The following is a 21,442-nucleotide window of genomic DNA, read 5'->3' on the forward strand; positions in this document are numbered from 1 at the left end:
CAACGTCTACCCTATCCTACTCCAATACCCCACTTGCACTTAGAGCAATCTGCGCTCCTATGCAACGCTGCTAGTTGCGTAGCATTTGTATCATTCGTAGCCTGAAAAAAACGAAAGCCGTTTGACTAGAGGCTTGAGTTTTACATGATCGTCTACGCTTATGCAGTGGAGATCTACCCTTCCCTCACTGAACAGGAATCGAGCAATGGCTGATGATTTGAAGAACCGGGGCCCACAGGACCGAGCGCGGGTAAATACTACCGAGCAGTGGGAGCTGTCCTACTGGACGAAGCAATTTGGCGTCACCGAGCAACAGCTCGAGGACGCCGTTAGAGCAGTAGGGCCAATGGTTGCCGATGTGCAAAAACATCTCAACAAATAGCGTGCGCCGATTTGGATGGCCATCTTATCTACCTCCAGCGCTGGATGGCCTCCATGCTCAAGCGGTGCTAGCAGGCCACTCCTTGCACCCCTATGGGGAATGCCGAACTTAAGACGTCAAGCAATATACCTAACTTATATTTTTTTATTTTTAATGCCTTAAATATCTACGCGCACACATTTTGTATTCGTACACAAAAGTTATACAAAAAAAAATTTTCGTATAACAATTAAATGGAACAAAGAGCAATCCTCCTCGTCAACCATTTTTCACTTGGAGGGTTTATGAACATTTATGGATTATCTATCTTAGAAATCAGAGCACTCATCGAACGTGCGTTGCTTCCTGATCATTGCCGGTTCGTTGAGACAAGCGATGGTCGATTCAGCATAACAGTTACAAGCGCGAACCATGAGTCATGTCAGATCAGTTTACGCGGCATTGCATTCGATGAGCTTCGCTCGTCCCGAGCCATTGTCGAATTGATCGGCGAAGCGAGATACCTTTTGGCATTGAAAATCAAGGCATCTCTAGCGAGGTCCGGTTCTTCAGACTTGCCTCTTAGTACGCCTGAACTGAAGCGAAGGTATCAATAGTGACGCAACATTGTTTAGAGACGCTATAGACTGAACAGGAGGGTGTTTCTAAATATATGATACTTATACAATAGTTGTACAGCTATTGCTGCTGTACAACTGGCATTTGAACATCATTGTTGATCTAGACCCTGACAAGCCTCCCTCGATTGAGCAGCTACCCCCTGTACAGCTCATTTGCTATTATCTAGAATGAAATTTTTTCTGCATCCTTTTGTGGTGTTTGCTCGCGTTCACACCGGGTCGTTATAGATTTGTACTCTTACGATCCAGCTCAGAAGGTAGATTATACGCTGGCAAAACCACGACAGGACTTACGTGATGACTACCCTACCTGAGTCCGAAACGGACCGCCCTCAGCGACATGACATCCAGCCCAGCCACCTTGGTTTTCCGGTGGTAGGTATCGGCGCCTCAGCCGGCGGCCTTCAGGCGGTGCAAACATTCTTCGAGAACATGCCGACGGAGAATGGCATGGCCTTCGTCGTGGTCCTTCATCTATCTCCAGACCATCAAAGCAGTGCGGGGAAGTTGATCGCTACAAAAACCAAAATGCCCGTTGTTCAGCTAGATGCGCCTACGCCAATCGAGCGTAATAGCATCTATGTCATCTCCCCAGCACAGCGCCTGGCCATGAATGATGGTTATCTTCGCCCTCTTCCTGCTTCTCTGAAAAAGGGTAGCAGGGTGACGATCGATCTGTTCTTCCGGGATCTAGCCGATGCGCACAGGGAACATGCCTTCTGTGTAGTACTCTCGGGTACGGGGTCAGACGGGGCCGTAGGCTTGTCGCGCATCAAGGAACAGGGAGGGGTTACTCTCGCGCAACATCCCGAAGATGCTGAATATGAAGGCATGCCTCAAGCAGCCATCTCTACAGAGATGGTCGATTTCGTGCTTCCGGTGGTTGATATTCCGCAAAAGCTGATGGACCTGTGGAGCAACGCACAACGCATCAAGATCCCGCTGGCACCCGCTCTGGAACCGGTCCCTAATCATGACGTCAATCCAGCCGATGCGGCGCTGGCAGAGCAGGCTTTGCTGGATATTCTTGCCAAGCTGCGCGCAGGCACCGGTCATGATTTCAAGCACTACAAGCGCGCCACCGTACTGCGCCGAATCGAACGGCGGATGCAGGTCACGACGCAATCAGATCTGACAGGGTACTATCGTTATCTATGCGACCATGGGGAAGAGACCAGAGCGCTGCTGGACGACATGCTCATCGGGGTAACAAATTTTTTCCGTGATCGCGAATCTTTTGAAGCTCTCGAGCGCGAAGTCATACCGCAACTGTTCTCGCGAGAAAGCGGGCCTGATCATAACAAGGAAGTACGCGTTTGGTCGGCGGGGACGTCAACCGGCGAAGAAGCGTATTCCCTTGCTATCCTCTTGAACGACTACAAGAATGAGACCTCTTCGGACCTCAACATTCAGGTGTTCGCCAGCGACATCGACGATCGTTCCATCAGCGCAGGCCGCGCTGGGCTGTATTCCGAAGCCATCATCACCGACGTCTCGCCCGTACGCCTGCGACAGTATTTCCTCAAGGAAGAAGCCAATTATCGGGTTCGCAAGGATATTCGCGAGCGGATCTTGTTCGCCAAGCACAGTCTGCTGGCGGACCCGCCGTTCTCGCAGATCGACCTGATCGTCTGCCGCAACCTGCTCATCTATCTTGACCGAGAGATTCAGCGCGAAATCTTGCAGATGTTCCATTTCGCATTGCGTGGAGGCGGTTATCTGTTTCTTGGTACGTCGGAGTCAGCAGACGCATGCCCCGAGCTGTTTACCACGGTAGACAAAAAGAACCGCATCTTTCGCGCGCGGACCGGCGCTCATACCCAACGACTGCCGACCATGCCTCGGGGCGGCTATGCAAGGGCAATCTCCCCATCTACCCCTGGTATCGTCCGCGCAATCAAAAAGCCATCAACGGCCGAGCTTTACCAGCGTGCAACAGAGCGTTTCTCCCCGCCTGGCATCATCGTCAACCATGACGCTGACATTCTCTATATCAGTCAGGGTGCAGGCCGATATCTGGAGCACATGGCTGGGGAGGTGAGTAACAACCTCCTTTCTCTAGTCAGTGGCCAACTGCGCCTGGAGTTGCGCACCACGCTTTTCCAAGCACTGCAACTGGGGCAGTCGGCACGTGCTCGTGCGCTCAACCAGCAGCGCGGCTCTCAGTACTTTCAGGTGCAGATTGATGTGCATCCTTTTGTGGATGCCGAAACGGAGCTGAATTGCCTCTACATCGTATTCAGCGAACAAGAGATCGATGCTGAGAATGTTAGCTCAAATGTGACACTCCAAGCAGAAAATCAAATGTTGTCCAATCTGGACCGTGAATTGCAGCGGACCAAGCTTCAGTTGCAGGACGTTATCGAGCAGGCCGAGGTATCGAGTGAAGAACTCAAAGCCTCGAACGAGGAGATGCAGGCGATAAATGAAGAACTGCGCTCGGCATCCGAAGAGCTGGAAACCAGCAAAGAGGAACTGCAATCGATCAATGAAGAATTGTTAACAGTGAACCACGAACTCAAGATTAAAGTTGAGGAAACTGATCAGGTCAACGATTACCTCAGTAACTTAATCAGTTCAACAGATATCGCCACCGTATTCGTCGATAGGGAGCTGCGAATCAAATGGTTCACTCCGCGCGCTACTGACATTTTCAACATGCTGGCCGTGGATGCTGGTAGACCGTTGATGGATATCACTCATCGACTCAAATATGGGGATCTGGTCGAAGACACCGTGAAGGTGTTCGAATCGCTCAAAGGTATAGAGCGTGAAATCGCCAGCACCGACGGGCGCTGGTACATCGTGCGGGTACTTCCCTATCGTTCCAATGTCGATCAGATCGGCGGCATCGTTTTAACCTTCCTCGACATCACCTCGCGCAAAGAAGCTGAGCAAGAGTTGCGTTTGAGCGAAGAACGCATCCGCCTGGTGACCGAAAGCACCCACGATTATGCAATCATCGTTCTCAATGACGAAGGCTTCATCACCGACTGGAACCAGGGAGCGCGCCATACATTCGGATACAGCCGAGCCGAAGCCGAAGGACGCCATTTCCGTTTCATTTTCACAGAAGAGGACAACCAGGCGGGTGTTCCAGAACAGGAGCTGATAGGCGCACGGAGCAACGGCCGTAGTGATGATGAGCGTTGGCATGTACGCAAGGATGGTAGCCGGTTCTATTGCAGCGGCGAGGTAACGGCGCTGGCCAGCAAGGGCTTCCAGGGTTTCGTCAAGATCGCGCGCGACATGAGCGACCATATAAAGCTGCAGGAAGAGCAACAGCAAAATCTCGCGGCCTCGTTGAACTCCATCCAGCAGAAAGACCAGTTCTTTGCAGTCATGTCCCACGAGCTCAAGCATCCGCTCAACCTCATCCAGCTTAATGCTCAAGTGGCTCTTCGGTTGCCCGTCGCCAAAAAAGACGCGATGTTACAGAAAGCCATTTCCACTATTACCGATGCGGTAAATAGTCAGGCTCGGATCATTGACGACCTGATGGACGTAGCACGAGTACGCAACGGGAAGTTGCAGCTGCAATGCAAAATCATCGATCTTGCTGCAGTGCTCGAAGAGATCCGTCAGGTTGTAGTCAAAGCCGAGCCTGCCTGCAAGATTGAATTCGATACGCCACAGCAGAGCCTGTACATCGATGCCGATCCGACGCGGATAGAACAGATTATCTGGAACCTGCTGACCAATGCGATCAAGTTCACGCCTGCTGAAGGCCGCGTGCGCGTGGTGACCACTCAGCACGAGCAATCAGTGCGGATTGATGTGATCGACACAGGCCCAGGCATCGAGAAGGATCAGTTGAGTCGCATCTTCGAGATGTTCGGCCAGGCTAATCATCGACCTGCGGGTAAACATCGGGGTGGTCTTGGCATCGGACTGGCACTGGTTGAACAGTTGGTCGAAAGCCATCATGGACGGATTGAGGCGCATTCCGACGGTCCAGGACATGGCGCACGTTTCACGATGACCCTGCCACTTGCGGACTCGGCGAACGCCGCAGAATCGAGCCAGCAGTATGAGGCTCAAGGTCAACTTGTAGGAATCAAAATCCTGCTCGTTGATGATTCACCTGAGGTATTGGAAGCCATGCAACTTCTGCTCGAACTGGAGGATGCCAAGGTATTGGCCTTCGATCACCCCGCCAAAGCCTTGAGCGTTGCAGAGTCCAACCGCGTCGACGTCATCATTTCCGATATCGGGCTTCCTGAAATGGATGGTCATCAGTTTCTCGCAAAGCTGCGTAAGCTGGATGACTACCGTGCCGTCCCCGCTATTGCATTGACCGGCTATGGCGCTGGGGAGGCAGACAACTATCACGGAGAGGGGCGGTTCGATGTGTGCGTTGGCAAGCCGGTTCCGCTTGAAGAACTAACTTCCGTGATCACGAAACTTGTTTCATCGGCGCGGTAAGGCGGTTGGGCATCTGACCCAGTCAAGGTGCACCACAGCGATTTCACGCTAGGGATAGCGTGGATCGTTGATAAGATGGTATCCGGACCGAACGTTCTGGTTACTCTTACCCCATATTCCTGCACCACCACGATTGCGCATAGAGGCATCCCCCCTCTTCCTCCAAGCCGCTCAGCACGAACCCGTTCGGCGCCATCCACGAAAGCACGGCCCCATGCAGCAAAGGCAGCTCGCTTGGACCAATGGAGTTCATGCCTTTGACGCTGGCCGTCTTCGAGTTCCGGCCCAGTGCTTGGCACAATTCTTCGTTAATTCGCAGATCCCCCACGGTCGCCGTCAGGCCCCGGATTTCCGCCGAATCAATAGGCTTGCCCAAGCGCATCCTTTGTGTCACCTGGCACCTCATGGCTCAATGCCGTGCTGGCGAACGCTGTGGGTGACTACGCCGCACAGGGTGAACTCATCCCCTTCCATGATGAAGCGGTGGTTGTGGCCGGCGGCCTCGGACCTCAGCACCGGTATGCCGTGCACATAGTCCAGGCGCTTCACCATAGGTTCCTGGTTTACAACCCCGATCACCACCTGTCCCTGCTTCGCACCTGCGCCTCTGTCGACAATCAGTAGACCACCGTCGAAGATCCCCGCGCGGGTCATGCTGTTACCGGCGACGCGCACCAAGTAGTTGCCAGGCTCGCGAATACACAACAGATCATCTAGGGAAGTATTGAGGTATCGCGATTGGAATGGGTGGTGCATGGCGTGGCACTTCTACTGTTCATCTGTACAGTATTCTTGCACTAGCCAGCGAGCCTTTGCAATTGTGCGGCGAGGAACGGGACGAGCGGATATGCTGTTTAAGCAAACCAGAAGCGCTTATGGAACCGATGAAGATGCTAAGGCTACACCACCGCAATAACGTCTGATTGGATGGGGCGCAATGTAGACGTCATAGGATGGGCCGGTGCCACACGCTCGATGCCGATGCTCAGACGCGCATTAGTTGATGCAGAATTTTGGAGGGCTATTTACGCATCGTCCTGACTGCGCTAAACCCCGTGTATTTCCTCAGCCCCCTTGGCAAAATCCCAAAGGGCTCATTGACGTGTCTCGAACACAGATCGCACTGCGCATTTAGGTAGGTTACTCGCCGCGGTCGTTATAGAGACCATTCGCTGCCCGGTGCTCTCTATGCAAGTGATTAGCGTGTTGTGCAGCCTCTGAACCAGTCTCAAATATCATGTTGAGCCATCATAGCTTGTCACTTTGTACGCCCACGGCAAACCCTTTTCCCTCAGGTTTTCAGGTAGGTCTGTACCCATCAGTGTCACAACCGTCACTTTCATAACTGCCCTCCAAAGACGTAGATAAGCCTATACCGGCTAATCGCTACGGCTATGCAACCGATTTTACCGCTGTGAAGCAAGGATTATGGTTTCATGACTGTGATTTCACGAGAAATAGCTACCGCCCGTCTTATAATATGAACCATAGCCGATGCGACCACCCCAACCTTATGGTATCGGGAGCATGATAATGACAGCGTCCAAATTGTTGGATTGGCACCATGCTTGGCAGCTCGACGGCAACTCCCTCTGCTGCCGTAAATGTGGATCAGTGCAGATGGAAGAGGACGGAGATAGCGAATTGCGCCATTCGGACACATGCCCGTCGCGCGAGGTGAGCAAAACGCCTTGGAAGGAGCTCAAGTCCTTAGTCTCCACAGACATGATCTATTAACTTCCCCCTTTCGCGTATCTTCGCAGCTCATACGTGAGCATGGCCGTCTCTGCAGTATTCGTCGTCTACCTTATGCGCATCGTCAGCCTGAGCAATCAGCTGGAAACGCATCATGGCGGCACGGGTGCATCAAATGAGCAAACCTTCTGCTGGCCGCGCTACTAGCGACCCAAAGTACAGCCACCCTCTCACGACCGTATGCGATCTAGCAGCAAGAACCGGTAATTCCGGCTATTCTTGCGTAAGGACAACGGAGGCGCATATGGACACGCTGGAATGGCTAAACCTCACACCCAAGCTGAGTGACGTCGACACTTGGTCAAAGCTCTGGTCAGTGCACGATGATCCCTTTCCTCACATCCGCTGCAGGATATGCGACGGGTACCAGCAGCTTCGCGACTCGAGCAAACCGTTCGTGCACAGCCCGAATTGCAAGCTGATGGGTGGCCAGAGCCGATTTCCGTGGCGCGACCTGCTGTGGATCGTTGGCAACGTTCAGGAGGCCTACTAGGACAGCCATGGCGCGCGCTACGTGGCGCTGACAAGTTAATAGGCCCAGTTGCAATCCTGCTCCCCTATTTGAACCCGAACCGAACCGCCGCCGAACATCCCACTCGCGCTTTGTTGCCAAAGCTACGGACATATGAGGCTTAGGAATGGGATTTGCCGTAATCGATGCTCGGCTAGTTGAAAGAACCCGCATGCAATTATTCGATGATCTAATAGCGTGTCATGAGAAATCGACACTAATCCCTAGCTCTATTTCATGACATGCAGGTTTTATAAGGGACTGGATAGTAGCCTCCATAGGTCAGCCTCTACCCCTTGCTATGTCTTTGTGAGGTAGGGGGGATCGCAACGCCGCGTGGACCTGCGATGCCCCAAATCGCTAAGCCAAGCATCGGCAAGCAAAGTATTAATACCGTCCAACCGACCTTCGTACCCATCGGCTTGGTCGTTCGCCACACGCTTGCCAGCGCCCATACATCGAGCAGTATGATGACAACGCCTAGTATCCACATTAAGATCGATATTTCCATTTTGTTCTCCTCGCTCGAGTCCAGAGATCGCTCAAGATAAAGTGCTCTGGAAAGCACCTTTTTGAGCAGGGTCACTCTTACGCCTGCGGCATGCCTATTTTTTCCTCCCTCTGATCGCAGCTTTTGGTTTGGTTTTTGGTGCAAGCGTCGCTGCGCTATTCACCTCTTCAGAAGACTCTGGGCCCGTCAAATCTCGCCCGTAGATTTCAAGAATAGCTTGGTCCCAATGAGCATCATGCTTTTCATCTGGCCGCCCGGCCAGTTCCCAAATTTCATACGCTTTTTGTCGAATTTTTTCTTCGTTTCTCATTTCTTTACCACCAGTTGCTCATACCGATGCCTAGGCTGGGTCAGTCATAGCTTCATCGGGTTTTGGAGAATCCTCGTCCTGTTGAGGCTCGTACCCGTACTCGTCGTAATCAAGCGGGGTTTTGGTAGCATCTTCTGGGTTCTCATCAGAAGCATAGGTATCAAATGACATGATTTGAATCTCCTCTTAGCGGGTCAGGATGACGCGACCCCTAAGGGGTCGCGAGCTCCTTCAGACGTCTTCACTTGGTACAAGCCCCGCTCCCAAGTCAGCACCAGTTACCGGATTGCTCATAGGATTGGAGGCCGTGCGGATTTTCATTGCTTCCAACACCTGGGCATCAGCAGCCGGCAAGGTGACCGACGCCAAGCCATCGCCACCGTCCACTGCAGGCTCTGGCGTTTCGACATACTCCCACTCCGGACCTTCGTTCCATGGACCACGCACGTTGGGCGCACCGGACATGTTGAAGTACTTGTTGGTAAACTCCGGCATACCGGGCAACTTGCCTTGGGGGAAGTTAGGCTGGATCGCATGCAGAGCTTTTTCAAATGAAAGTTGATGCGCGATTTCACGCGTCATGAGAAAGCCCAGCGCCTCCTTCACACCAGGGTCGTCGGTGACGTTCATCAAACGCTCATAGACAATTTTGGCTCGCGCCTCTGCAGCGATGTTGGAGCGAAAATCTGCCGTGGGCTCGCCTATGGTATCAATATAGGCAGCGGTCCACGGTACGCCCGCAGAATTGACTAGCGGTGCACCGGCGCCGTAGAGCAGGCTGGTGATATGCGAATCGTTACCCGCACCGTTGAGTGAGCGGTACAACTCGCCCTCTTCCTGTACACCTTCGGCCATCTGGCCCTTGGCGCCTTTATTCAACATGACGATGATGGAGCCGACGACTTCGAGGTGACTGAGCTCTTCGGTGGCGATGTCCATCAGGAGATCCTTGCGGCCTGGATCATCCTCGGCGAGGGCTTGAGTAAAGTAACGGCCCGCGGCTGCAAGCTCACCTTGGGCCCCTCCGAATTGCTCAAGCAGAAGGTTGGCCAGGCCGGGGTTAGGCGCAGCGACGCGGACAGTGTATTGGAGACGCTTGTTGTGTACGAACATGTTCATTTCCTCAGGCGGCGATCTAGGTATGGGGCGCTGCTTCGCTCTAAAGCTTGAGGAAATACAGCAGCGCCTTCCTTTTTTCTGAGGGGCGGACTTGCGCAAACTATCCCCGGAAGCCGCCCAATCCCTGACGAACGGTAGGCAGCTATGGGTTCAATAGAATTTGACAATAGCCGAGCTTTGCAGACGAACGCGTGTTTTGGCTAACAAGTTTCGCCCGCCAATACGCGCTGGTGGAAATGAGGCAAACAGTTCAGCGCGTATAGTGCCGCATCTTCTTGCATGCGGTGGCGGTCGCCGAAGAAACGATGCCGTCGAGTAAAGAGCGCGATCTTCCTGTTGACGATGAACCCCCAGGCAAAACAGACGGTCCCTGCAGGAATACCATCCACATCTTCGGTACCGCATAGGCCAGTAGTCGCAATAACGCAGTTGGCAGGACTGTCATGCAGCGCGCCCATGGCCATTTCGCGTGCCACTTCATTGCTAGTCAGATTGAAATGCTCGACGGTTTGCAGGCTCACCCCCAGCAGGCGTTGCTTAGCTTCGGGGGAATAGACCACATAGCCGCTTTCGAGCACTTCACCGCAGTGAGGCACCTCGGCGAGTAGCGACACTATTCGGCCGGCGGTGCAGGACTCCGCCGTGGTCAGGTACAGGTGATGGTCCTGCAGGTATTTGACGAGCTCATCAGGGTTCACAGCAGCTTCCTCATTTGACCTAGGTCCATTCCATGTTAATTCGAGGTGGCGCTCCGCAAAAGAAATCAAGGCTTAAAATTTTCGAATGTGAATTATCTAAAGCCATGATCGTTTGCCAGGTGACTCAAGCTCACGCTAGGCCAATCCGTGAAGCCACCACCAGATAAGGTCTAACGTATCGCCAAGGACACGCCTTCCCGTTCTAACGACTGCTGCCGGGCGAACCTAGTGGAGCGCGCATGGAGGGGAGCTCCGGCCCGCAGCCCACTGCAGCACTTTACCAAGTCCGGCGGCAGGGTCATGGCACGTATGCGCTAGAACAGCTGGCCCAGATCCGACGGCTTCCAGTTTGTAATCACCAATTCCCCGACCAGGTCAGACTGTCCATTTCTCTGGTTGGTCGTGGTGTAGCGGATATCCAGCCTTTCGCAATGGAAGCCCTTGAACACCTGCCGAATGTCGGGATGATCATTGATACTAACCATCACCTTGCCTTTGCATGTCCGCATGAAATCCGCGATTAGAGTGTAGTTCTCGAACGGAAAATCGACGCCGTAGCCCGCAGCTTCCCAGTACGGCGGATCCATGTAATGAAACGTATGCGATCGGTCATAACGCTGAACGCAGTCGTACCAGGGCAAGTGCTCGACATAGGTACCCGCCAGGCGCTGCCAGGCGGCCGACAGATTTTCTTCGATTCGCAGCAGATTGATGGCCGGCCCAGTGGTAGCCGTGCCGAAGGTCTGCCCAGAAACTTTACCGCCGAAGGCATGATGTTGGAGATAGAAGAAGCGTGCTGCGCGCTGGATGTCTGTCAGGGTTTCAACCCTCGTCGCCTTCTGCCACTCAAACACCTGGCGTGAGCTGAGCGCCCATTTGAACTGGCGGACAAACTCTTCCAAGTGATTCTGAATCACCCGATAGAGGGTAACCAAATCACCGTTGATATCGTTGAGCACCTCGACCGGTGCAGGTTGCGGGCGCAGAAAAAACAACGCCGCGCCGCCTGCAAAGGCCTCAACGTAGCATTCATGCGGCGGGAACAAGGGGATGAGACGATCGGCCAGGCGGCGTTTGCCACCCATCCAAGGTATGACAGGATTCGACATGATTGGGCAAGCCTTTACTGTATGGATTAACAGGTGCTAGGCTCGCTTCGCTTTGTGCACGAAGCAGGAAGCCTTGGCTGGACTTGCAGGAGTAATCTGCGGTTTGGCGGCCGGCCGCTATGTTGACGCATGGTGGACGGTCGCTTCTTTCTAGTATTTCGATGGCGCGTGATGAGGTCAGGGCGGAGGAGATGTCTTCACCGTCAGAAGCGAGTCATACGCTTTCTTTCTCATTTGCCAAGGTGGGCGGTCAGTATCGGCATCTGCGACTTGTCGACGGTGTAGCTAGCCTCCGGCGATACGCTGATCTCGGACATGTAGTTCCGACCCATGGCGTAGTAGGTCGCTGGCACTTCGAACTCGTCTAGGATTCCCAAAAGCGTATCAAGGTCAATGCGGTAGTTGTTGCCGCTGGTATCATTTCGACTTGGTACGCCTATTTCACCCATGAAGGGCTGAATCCTTCTTTGACGGCACCACTGGAACGCAGGCAGGCAATCGCTGCGCAGGCGGTCGCGTGTGGCTTGCGTCCACTGTGCATCAGCAGCCTCATAGACACCGCGATGCTCTAGGTCCTGGTAGTAGTGGAAAGACGGCATGGTTCTGTTCGCCGGATCGTTCCACCAAGGATCAGGGTTAGCCCCGAAGTTGGCCGTGAACTGGTGAAGCCCCGCGTACTTGTCATTCTCCATGATGATGCGCACGTTCATATCCTGCGTGCGAATGGCTGCGATAGCGGCCTGGTTCATCAGGCTTGTGGTTGCCGTCTGGCCGTTGTACGCGAAATCGCGATAAGGCTGGACGGTCGCGTCCTTGGTGATGTTCAGCTTCATGAATCGGAGCAGACCAACTCCGCCAAGTCCCTGGAATCGAATCCAAACCTTTTTGGTGTCAGCCGCTGTGGTGAACTGGAACGACCAGCGGGTTTCCGTAGCTACCGCCACGAAGCGATAAGACGCCAGCGTGGTGCCAGGATAGGCGTGACCCTGCCCATCATCCGCGCCGGTGTTGACCTGTATCTGCGGGTAGTTTCCGGTAAAGCTCGCCGTAGCGGTGCCGCTGATTATGTAGGTCGTGGAAGCGGCAACGGACAGGCCAGAGGTAGCATCGTTGGCAGTCGTGAAGTTGCTAAAGTTTCCAGAAACCCCGGTGTACTCAATGAACGGATTACCCCCATTCACTGCGGGGTCCGTCTTGCGCACGTAAGCTGAGTCGGCAGACCACCCCGAGAGGTCGGCTGCGAACTTGTAGTTCGGGATCAACTGAAGTTGCGTGCTCGGAGTGAACGGGTTGTAGGTCATAGGGTTGCACTCGACCGGCATGCCCACTGGCTCGTTCATCAAGTCATAGCCGTACATGAAGGGCTCGTTCTTGTACCGTGTAGCAAATCTGGTCCAGAAGTCCACGAAGTGCGCGATGGTCAGGGTTGACGATCCGATCTTCACTCGCTCGCCGGCTGTGATCGCGGGATCAACATAGCGCCCACCGTAGTTGTGCATGTCGGGAATCAGGCGAATGCGGTATTTTTTGCCCATCGCAACGCAGAAGTCCATTTGCTGAAGAAACACCTGAGCCAGGGCACCGTTCAGCGTGGGCTGCGCACGTTCCCAGAGGAACGGTATGCGGGCCATGGTAAATCCCTTGCGGCTCGCATACGCGAAATCAGCCTCTTGCGGGGCGAAGTAGTGAGTACCCTCAATGCCGGGATAGGTTTTCTCGCTGAACTCCATGCCCGAGATGTTGATGCCGCGATCAAAGCTCAGCGGCCACATAAGGGGCGAGGCGCCATCCGTCAATACCCCCCTGATCGCGGCAACCAAACCGCTACCGGCAGCAAGGCCGACGCCTGCCGTGACTGTCATAACTCATCGACCTCATAGACTGCGCTCCCAGTCGGAGTTACGCGGAATCGGCCGCGCCCCAACCACAAGGCCTGGCAGCCAGTTTCTAAGAACGTGAAGGCAGGAACCCACGTTTCGCCGGCCGTTTTCTCGACGATGACCGTGCCCGACTTGATCACGACAGTTATCACGACTGGTCGATTGGAAACACGATGAGGAAAGATATGTTGAACGCTGTATGGAGCCATCAGTTGTCACCTATAGAAGTCACGCAGTGCAGCGCGTGATGGTTGTTCGATTTCGGCTGGAAGGCAGGGAGTCAGGCCAGCGCCCTGAGCGCATTGGCGTGACATTCGGGCCACTTCTCCGGATGCGGCTTTCCGGGACGCCAGGTGCGCAGGTACAGCTTCCAGGCAGCATCGGGTTCAGTGACGGCTGGCAACGACTTGGGATCGCTCCACAGCAGCAGCCGCGCGAACACCACCGCCAGCAGGTCGTCAGTCTCCAGCGCCGCCCACACGTTGGCTCGCTCGAATGGGACGCCCCGCTGCAAGCAGATAGCCGCCGCGTATGAGGTGGTGTCCGGGTGCTCCATCACCCCTTTCACGCCGCCGTCCCGCTCGAACTGCCAGAAGCCGCGCGCCGGGCCGTTTTCGTACTGGCGACGGGCAAGGAAGCCGGACTCCTGCAGGCCGATGGCGATGATCATGGTCATGGCGCGGCAGCCGGCCATCTTCGCGGGCAGAAAGCCCAGGGCCTGCCGGATGGTTTCAATCGGGATGTTCATGGTTTCGCTTTCCTGCAGGCGTAAAAAAGCCCGCTCGAGGCGGGCATGTGGACTGTTAGGTTTTACTCAGCAGTGGGCGATTCAGCCGGTGGTGAAGGCTCCGGTACGGCCTTGGCGCTGATCGTTACCTTAGCGCTGTAGCTGTTGAGCAACTGCGCAGTGCGGATCGACGATTGGGGGAACGACTGCAGGATCTCTCGCGCTTTGGCGTCCGCTTCGGCTTCGGTGGCGTATTCCACTTGGTTGTTCGGGTCGTACGGGTTCGCACCGTTGATGACGATGTAAGGCATGATGTATCTCCAGAGGAAAGGCCGCTCAATGACGGCCGGGTTTTTAATTGAAAGGGAAAGGCAGGTTTGATGTTCGGACAACGAGAGCTGTGGGGTAGCGGTCGGTAGGAATGCCATAGAATAACGTCCAACTGCCGCTTGAGGTTTGCTGCGGCGTACCTCCAGCAGGACCAAACATGAAGCGGATTCCGCCGTTGTATCCGCCGCAGCCTTCCTCCATGCCAAACTGAAAGTTGGCGCCGCTGGGCGTTTGCATTTGAACAGTGGCGCCGCGGGTAAAGGTCAGATGCGCGGCGTACTCCTCAGCAGCCAAAGGAACGTCCACCTTCGAGTAAATTACGGAGGCTACTGTCTGGCTGTTTCCGAACGTCACTTCTTGATTATAACCGTTCAAATATGTTGTAAGCCGGGTGCCGTTATCAATACCAGAGCCAAATGGTGGTGATGGAACGCCTGGAATCGAAGGAGCCTTCACGGCTGCAAGCACATTCAACGGCACCATGTATGAGTTGAAAGTTATGGCACCGCTCATGCTGCGACAGCGAAGTCGAGGGCCAGACCCCATGTCACGCATCTGATCGAACGCATAAATCTTGGTATTAGCGTCGGCATTCAAGTAGAAATACGTAATTGTGTCTCCTGATATTGTCGAGCCATTAAGGGTGCCATTTCCGACAAGGAACAACATCGGCGCTACAGCATTCGGGACGGTGAAGCTCCAGACCTGATCGGTGAGACCAGCACTCTCCACCCAATTCTGACCATTGTTCGGGTCGAGCTGGATGGACCGCAGATACTTCCTTGGCCATCGTTCTCCCTGCGTAAGGCGCCCACTTTTTACCAGGCCATACGTGATTTTTTCGCTATCGAGCAACAAAGTGCCGTCAGGCTTCCTGACTTTTAATCCAGCCACTAGTAGTACCCATAAAAAATCCTACAATTTGCCGAAAAATATCCCCAGCCATTCGTATTATATGAATAGGTCCACGAGAGAGTATTTCCTGAAATCGTTACACCGGGACGTTTACCCTTTTCCCTTTGCAAGTCGACGAGCGGCAAGACGACATAAAATAGCGTCTTGCCCGCCGGGGGCGCAGCAATGGCAGTCGCCCCATTCACCCCGCCTGTCACGACCGATCCCAGGTCCTGACTGTAATTACCGGTCATGTTCAGAATCTCTTGCCCGTTCGCTGGGTTACGCAGAATCAATCCAGCCATGACGATACTACCCCATACTTAACTCAACTATGACAACGCCGTTCTGCACCATAAATATGCCGTCCTGCCGGATAAACATATAAGCGCCGTTGGTAGTCTTATTTTGGATAAGGATCTGTCCGGCATCGAAGTCCACGTTCATTACCGGCGAGCCGTAGTTCGTGAAAGTCCTCGAATACAAGCCTTGCCCGACAATCCCTTGCTGTATTGTTGCCTTCTTGATGTAGGCATCTGCGATAAAAACCTGGCCGTTTTCAATGGCGAAAGGCGACGACAGCGTTGCCCCACCCCCTAAATTTGCATTCAGCACCACAAACCGGTCAGCGCTGACTGCGAAGGTGGATTGCGTCAGCCCTCCTTCACTTTCCAAGCCCAGGCCAAATCCTGCAGCCACCTTCATTCCGCTGCTGGTCGTCATAACTTTCACGGAATACTGCGCGTGAACTTGGCCGTTCAGCCCGGCCAACGCGGTTGAGGTTTCTTGCACGGACGCGTTCGTATTGCCCAAGGAGCTCTGCACTGTGTCAACGCGTCGGCCGAGCGCGGTATCGGCGTTCGTGCGGGCTGTGGCTTCGGTCTGAATGGCCGTATTGGCATTGCCCACTGCAGCCTGCAGCGATGCCACCTTTGTAGCCTGACTCGTCAGTGTGTCGCCCTGCTGGGTCACTTCGCTGGTCAGAGCGGATACAGCCTGCGCAGAAGCTGCAGCCGACCTGCGCCCTGCTGCCACATACCCCAGATCAACAATGGCAGTGGTATCGCTGCTGTTCATGAAGTCCAGGCGGATGGAGGTAATTGTCTTGCCGACCCACCCGGTGTTTGCAGAAAGATCAATCTCCACGTCCTGCCAGTCCTCACTCCCTGTGATGGTGAAGTTAGCCCTGCGTGCCTCGGCCAAGCCGCCATCCTGGTTCGCCCAGTAGACCGAGCCTGTGATGCGGGTCGTGTTCCTGCGGCGAAAGCGGAATCGCAGAAATGGGTTCTCAGAGCCGTTGATGCTCATGCCATTGCGCTGGACCGTTGTGTATTTGTTCAGCGTGGAGAAGAGTGGGCCGGGGGTCATGGTTGCCCCTGCGTATTGTGGTGCCCATCCTTGGTTGGAATTCAAGAACTCAAAGGCTAAGCCAGCCACGAATGATCCTGCCGAACCCACACTGCTCTTGAGCGAGGTGATGTCAGAGCTTTGGCTGGTCAGCACGCCTTCAGCAGACATCACCCGACTTGATAGATCACCGACAGCACTGGCGCTTGCCTTGGTGGCGAGACCGTTGGTGCTGCTGTTGATGGTGTTCTCAAGAGAAGTGGTCCGACCCGATACGCTGGTGAGCGTACCGCCTTGCTGGGTCACGGATGACGTAAGAGCATCCACTGCACTGGAGGTAGCGGCCCTTGCAAGAGACTCTACCTGACCATTGTTGCTCCAGCCCGTAGGCACCGATCCATACTCTACCTGTGGACGAGCCATCTCGATAAAACCGTCAGAAACGGTTGCACTACCGTAGACACGATAGAACATAACGATTTGCGTAGTCCCGGCCATAGGGGATTGTATCGCCATAGCGATCCGTTGGGGGGAGCCGGTCAGGTAGTACATATCGCTCGGAGTGGTCGTGATAAGCCCCCCTGCCGAATTGATCTGTTGGATGAATATTCGAAAACCCAAACCTACCGTACCCTTGATGTAGATCGAGGAACAAAATGGCTGCCCTTCAATAACTTTTGGTAGACGGTTCGGTGCATTCCTAATCGAGCGATACAGGGCGCTTATATTGATCCCCGTTACTGTGATGCGCTGCGCCTTCTCTCCACTGTTCATGAAGGATGGAACAAGAGCAAATACCCCAGTTGATGCCCCAGGTGTACCGGGCCCGTCAGCAAGATAACCGTCTGGCAAATCATTGGCCGCCGATGCAGCCTTGTTAAAATCAGGGTTCCGGGAAAGATTTTCCCCGCCAGCATTGCCGATGCTGTTTGTCAAATTGGCAATATTGCTACTCGCCGAAGTGAGAGCATTACCTTGTTGATTGACGGTGCTGCTGAGCGAAGAGACTGCAAGCGAGGTTGCATCGGCAGTTGTTTGCGCAGCCTTTGCGGCGCTGATGTTCTCAACCCGCCAATCTGTTGCATACCATATGGTCCCAGACCCACCGTGCGGCTGTTCAATCTGCAAAAAGGGTTGAATAAAGAACGTGTTTGCTGGGACCGTATAATCCCAAGCTGCACGGGTCCAGGTAGCAGTAGGGGCAATGTTGCCCGCACCGTTGCCCACAGCAGCATAAGTGTTTGGATCGGACCCTCGATTAAAGTAAAAGTTGAAGGGGGCCGTACCAGCACCACAGGCAACCAACGCACTCACCCTCCAAACGTCACCCGGCTTAGCGGGGGTGTATGGCACTACCGCCAGCAAGGGAACATGATCGCGGCTAGCCAATTTAGCTACATACTTAAATGGACAGTTTGCAGGGACGCCCGAAGTGGTAGAAGCCACTACTGTAAAGCCCATTTGGTTATAGGCCGGATCAAACGAGGCATTCGGGATAATGTTGGACCCCGCAGAGTTACCTGCCCCAATAGAGTTGGTGAGGCTGACGATGTTGCTACTGGCCGATGTGACAGCGCCCTCGGCAGCGGTGACACGGTTGGTCAACGCCGCCACGGAGCCGGCGTCGGCCTTGGTCTGCACCTGGGTCAACGCACTGGCTGCAGCATTCGCCGCATCTGTTGCGACCTTGTCGGTAACAGCCGCCCAGGCCGAGCCGTTCCAGCGCTTGGGCGTATTGGCCCCGCCACTGATATCGATCCACAGGTTCTGTGCCAACTGGTCCGCGGCCGCTGGCGCCGCCGTCTGCACCAGCACCTTGCCTTTGCTACCGGCCAGCGCGGCTGCGTTGTTCGCTGCCGCCTGAGCAGTGCTGACATTGGTGTTGGTCGTGGTCAGGCCGTTGTTCAGGCCGGTGATGGCCGACCCCTGGCTTGAAAGCGAGTTTTCAGCAGTGGTCACCCGGTTGCCGATGCTCTGCACGCTGCTCGCCGACGCCTTACCGTCCACGTCCGTGCGCAACCCACTGATCTGCTGCGCCTGGGCGGTGTTCACCCCTTCGACCGAGGTCACCTTCGTTTCTACAGTCTGCACGCGCGCTGCGAGACCGTTTGCAGTGGCCACCGCCTGCCCCACGTTCAGCCAGTACGTGGTGTTCGGTGGCGGGTTTTTGACCGGAACAGCTTTGACCGCTTGATAGATAACGCCGTCAGCGCCCAGTACGCCCTGCCCCACGGCGTAGGTCTGATCGGGCTTGTACGGCATCGAGTCGGCAAGATCGGCGATCGCGTTAATCTGTCCCTGCAGCTCGGTCTTCACGCCTTCCAATTCGGTGTCGACAGCGGCGATCTGCTCGGCGAGCAAGCTCTTGGCTTCCTGCAGGCGCTCATTCACGGAGTCCGGGCCGTTGCCGCTGATCAGCTCGATGTCGGCCGCCAGTTCCTTGCCCAAGGCAGATTTCCCTACCTTACCTGCGAGAGCCTGGAGGTATGTACTGACATCATTGGATGTCGTGGCAGGCACATACAGAAAGTCGCTCTTTCCATAGGCGTTCGCCGAGCGGATGAAGTAGTAATAGATCGTGGAAAAAGCCAGCCCTGCGTGGGTGAAGCTCAGGCCCTGCCCCAGGTACTGCGCGGCCGCAGCGGTAGCCTTGGGGTTCATGCTGTAGAAGAATTCGTAGAACCCGCTATTCAAGCCGTTGCGCGCATTGCTTGGAACCAGCGTGATCGAATCGATTGAGGAGTGCACCGCACAAGCCTCTGGTGTGGGCGGCCCGTTGATTGAAACATTGATCGATACTTCGCCTGACCTGGCCACGGGTCCCACAGCCGCCACGCTCATCGTGTAGTTGCCAGAAATCAACCCGGTGATATTACAGTTGAGGCTGCTGGCAGGAACAGTATGAGCCTGCACTACCGCGGAGGCCTGCCGGACAGTGACCACATATTCCGTCACGATACCGGCCGGTGGTGCCCAGGACAGAACGCCCTGAATGACCTCAGCCACTGTCTCAGCCGACCATGCGACACCGGTAGGCGCCCCCAGCCCACCGGAAGGCAGATTGATAAAACCCAGCGGATTGTAGGGCTGGCCCACGGCGTCATCGAAGATTGCCTGCTCATACTGCGCCAAGGACACCGTGCAGCCTTCCTTGGCGCCCATTGCCCAGTTGGTGACGATGAACTCGCCGAGGATATTCAGCGAAGGCAGGTTCACGCGCACCACACGGCCGGGACGGCAGTTGTACCCGGCGAAGTTCATCGGAATGCTGATCGCACCGCCCGCGCGCCGCCGGCGCAACTCGATGTTGGCCAGGCGCTGCGGCTGGTAGGCGTTCGTCACATAGGGATAGCTCAACGTCTCCGCCGCTTCACCGCCGTCTTCGGCCAGCCACTGGCTGACCACCACCTCGGGATAGTCCGTTTCGGCCCATGCCTGGGTGGTGTCGATGAACGTGCCGCGCACTGTGTTGATCGCCGCATCGTTGGTGGATTCAGTACCTCCCTTGATAGTGCCGATCACCATGTCTTCAGTGATTTCGAAGTCGTAAGGGCCACAGTAGGCACCAGCCTGCAGCATCCAACGGCCGCCCACCCGAATAAGCTTGCCTGCGCACGACGCTTCCAGTTTCTGGATGACCTGGGTGCGCTGCTCATTGGCGGCAATCACGCATGCGGTGGTATAGCGCTGGCTACTGGTACCGTCCGCATTGGTTACCAGCTCGTCGCACAGATTGGCAGCGCTGGCGAAGGTGGAAAACACAATCTCATCGTCAGGCACGCCGCAACGGGTACGCAGGTACCAGAGGATGTGCAGCGCCGTGTTCTGGGTATATCCAGTGTTGCCAGTGCGCGGGTCGTAGACGTCATCTCGCCCCTGCACCAAAAATCGTACGTCCGGGATACCGGAGGGGAATTTCTCGCCGTTGTAACGCAGCGAGAGTCGCACATAGGACAGCCCCCTACCGATCTGAGTGTCTTTCCAATCCGGGCAGTTGGCCTTGAGAAAGGCATTGACCGTGGTCGGGTTGACCACGAGCTCGTAAGTGGCATCGGCGCCAAACTTGCTGATCGACTCCTGCCCCAGAAAAATATCTTCCAGCCTGCTTACGGGGCCTTCGCTGAGGACATAGACCAAGTGAACCCACTCGCCAGCCCCTTCGGCGCCACTTTGCTCCTGGGCCCAGACGAGCACGCCGCCCGTACTGACCCGTCCAAGGATGAACCGAATAGGGGCCTTGGATGACCGCACCGTCTGAGCAGATGGCTCACTGGCGCGCGTGGACGAACTGTTGGTTAGCGCCTCCTGCTGGGTAGCAGCATAAAGCGCCAGCCCGGCCCCGATGGCGGCGCCAATCGGACCACCTTGAACAAAGCCCACGACAGCGCCTACGGCTACCTGGGCAATTTTCTTGATTCCGCTGCTCATTCAACTCTCCACACTGCTGTCGGCTCACACACCACCCGGGCGGCGCCGTCGTCAGTCGCCGCCCAGAACTCGCCAGCCCAGAACACGGCGATTGCCTTACCCTGAGGCCCGTCGTACATGGCGACGTCACCGCGCTGAACGAATGCCGGTGCCACCCTGGCAAAGCAGGCATCCCACGCTGCCTCGAGGCTGCCGTGGTTCTTCTTCAGCGCGCGCTTGGCGCCCGCCTCGGTCCTGTACTTGCCGCGGTAAAGCGCAGCAGGATCGATCCCGCAAACGGCCACAGCGCAGTCGGCAGCGAACAGGCAGCAGTCAAATTCGCCCCATGAAAAAGGCCGCTCCAGGGCGGCCTTGATGACGTCGTTCAGACGTGTGGTCCAATCTCTATTGCGCATA

General features: G+C 55.4%; 19 protein-coding genes. 4 read left to right on the top strand and 15 right to left on the bottom strand.

Translation table 11 applies throughout. From position 1 onward, the window contains the following. The first annotated feature begins 205 nt into the window (after positions 1-205). The 3 genes from IFU31_RS02155 (at position 206) to IFU31_RS02165 (ending at position 5,427) form a co-directional block, all read left to right on the top strand. Positions 206-382, top strand: coding sequence for a DUF3606 domain-containing protein (locus IFU31_RS02155; protein ID WP_192102143.1), 177 nt, complete (start codon positions 206-208; stop codon positions 380-382). A gap of 284 nt (positions 383-666) precedes the next feature. Beyond that, positions 667-978, top strand: a complete 312-nt coding sequence (locus IFU31_RS21780; protein WP_192102144.1) for a DUF1652 domain-containing protein — start codon at positions 667-669, stop codon at positions 976-978. Positions 979-1,299: 321 nt separating this feature from the next. After that, a complete protein-coding gene (locus IFU31_RS02165) occupies positions 1,300-5,427 on the top strand; it encodes a CheR family methyltransferase (RefSeq protein ID WP_192102145.1) in 4,128 nt (1,375 codons plus the stop codon). A 106-nt stretch (positions 5,428-5,533) separates the two neighbouring features. On the opposite strand, the gene IFU31_RS02170 is transcribed toward IFU31_RS02165, so the two are convergent. Continuing rightward, entirely contained in the window at positions 5,534-5,803 is a 270-nt protein-coding gene (locus IFU31_RS02170; RefSeq protein WP_192102146.1) for a hypothetical protein, read from the bottom strand. Positions 5,804-5,829: 26 nt separating this feature from the next. Then, on the bottom strand, positions 5,830-6,183 hold the full coding sequence (locus IFU31_RS02175) for a LexA family protein (protein ID WP_192102147.1): 354 nt from the start codon (positions 6,181-6,183) through the stop codon (positions 5,830-5,832). A gap of 1,243 nt (positions 6,184-7,426) precedes the next feature. Here IFU31_RS02175 and IFU31_RS02180 point away from each other — a divergent pair. Continuing rightward, complete coding sequence (locus IFU31_RS02180; RefSeq protein ID WP_192102148.1) at positions 7,427-7,675, top strand: hypothetical protein; 249 nt, start codon at positions 7,427-7,429, stop codon at positions 7,673-7,675. 307 nt (positions 7,676-7,982) lie between these two features. On the opposite strand, the gene IFU31_RS02185 is transcribed toward IFU31_RS02180, so the two are convergent. From IFU31_RS02185 to IFU31_RS02245, 13 genes are all read right to left on the bottom strand, one after another. Beyond that, positions 7,983-8,204, bottom strand: a complete 222-nt coding sequence (locus IFU31_RS02185; RefSeq protein WP_192102281.1) for a PLD nuclease N-terminal domain-containing protein — start codon at positions 8,202-8,204, stop codon at positions 7,983-7,985. Between the two features lie 94 nt (positions 8,205-8,298). After that, complete coding sequence (locus tag IFU31_RS02190; RefSeq protein WP_192102149.1) at positions 8,299-8,514, bottom strand: DUF2934 domain-containing protein; 216 nt, start codon at positions 8,512-8,514, stop codon at positions 8,299-8,301. Between the two features lie 30 nt (positions 8,515-8,544). Continuing rightward, positions 8,545-8,685, bottom strand: a complete 141-nt coding sequence (locus IFU31_RS02195; protein WP_192102150.1) for a hypothetical protein — start codon at positions 8,683-8,685, stop codon at positions 8,545-8,547. A gap of 60 nt (positions 8,686-8,745) precedes the next feature. Next, positions 8,746-9,627 (bottom strand): manganese catalase family protein, encoded by an 882-nt coding sequence (locus tag IFU31_RS02200; protein ID WP_192102151.1) that lies wholly within the window; start codon positions 9,625-9,627, stop codon positions 8,746-8,748. 206 nt (positions 9,628-9,833) lie between these two features. After that, complete coding sequence (locus IFU31_RS02205) at positions 9,834-10,331, bottom strand: nicotinamide-nucleotide amidohydrolase family protein (protein ID WP_192102152.1); 498 nt, start codon at positions 10,329-10,331, stop codon at positions 9,834-9,836. 314 nt (positions 10,332-10,645) lie between these two features. Then, a complete protein-coding gene (locus IFU31_RS02210) occupies positions 10,646-11,440 on the bottom strand; it encodes a DNA adenine methylase (protein ID WP_192102153.1) in 795 nt (264 codons plus the stop codon). Positions 11,441-11,670: 230 nt separating this feature from the next. Then, positions 11,671-13,302 carry a cellulase family glycosylhydrolase gene (locus tag IFU31_RS02215; protein ID WP_192102154.1) on the bottom strand — a complete coding sequence of 544 codons (1,632 nt, stop codon included), beginning with the start codon at positions 13,300-13,302 and terminating at the stop codon, positions 11,671-11,673. Between the two features lie 298 nt (positions 13,303-13,600). After that, positions 13,601-14,068 carry a hypothetical protein gene (locus tag IFU31_RS02220; protein WP_192102155.1) on the bottom strand — a complete coding sequence of 156 codons (468 nt, stop codon included), beginning with the start codon at positions 14,066-14,068 and terminating at the stop codon, positions 13,601-13,603. Between the two features lie 62 nt (positions 14,069-14,130). After that, complete coding sequence (locus tag IFU31_RS02225; RefSeq protein ID WP_192102156.1) at positions 14,131-14,358, bottom strand: hypothetical protein; 228 nt, start codon at positions 14,356-14,358, stop codon at positions 14,131-14,133. A gap of 43 nt (positions 14,359-14,401) precedes the next feature. Continuing rightward, entirely contained in the window at positions 14,402-15,271 is an 870-nt protein-coding gene (locus IFU31_RS02230) for a hypothetical protein (protein WP_192102157.1), read from the bottom strand. Beyond that, the gene (locus tag IFU31_RS02235; RefSeq protein ID WP_192102158.1) at positions 15,271-15,576 is read right to left on the bottom strand and encodes a hypothetical protein; all 306 of its coding nucleotides are present in this window, start codon (positions 15,574-15,576) and stop codon (positions 15,271-15,273) included. Before IFU31_RS02235 ends, IFU31_RS02230 begins: the two co-directional genes overlap by 1 nt. A gap of 7 nt (positions 15,577-15,583) precedes the next feature. Then, positions 15,584-21,046, bottom strand: coding sequence for a phage tail protein (locus IFU31_RS02240; RefSeq protein WP_192102159.1), 5,463 nt, complete (start codon positions 21,044-21,046; stop codon positions 15,584-15,586). Further along, the gene (locus IFU31_RS02245) at positions 21,043-21,441 is read right to left on the bottom strand and encodes a DUF6950 family protein (RefSeq protein WP_192102160.1); all 399 of its coding nucleotides are present in this window, start codon (positions 21,439-21,441) and stop codon (positions 21,043-21,045) included. Before IFU31_RS02245 ends, IFU31_RS02240 begins: the two co-directional genes overlap by 4 nt. Position 21,442: the final 1 nt, after the last annotated feature.

Source organism: Pseudomonas sp. CFBP 13602, assembly GCF_014842725.1.
GTDB lineage: Bacteria > Pseudomonadota > Gammaproteobacteria > Pseudomonadales > Pseudomonadaceae > Aquipseudomonas > Aquipseudomonas baltica.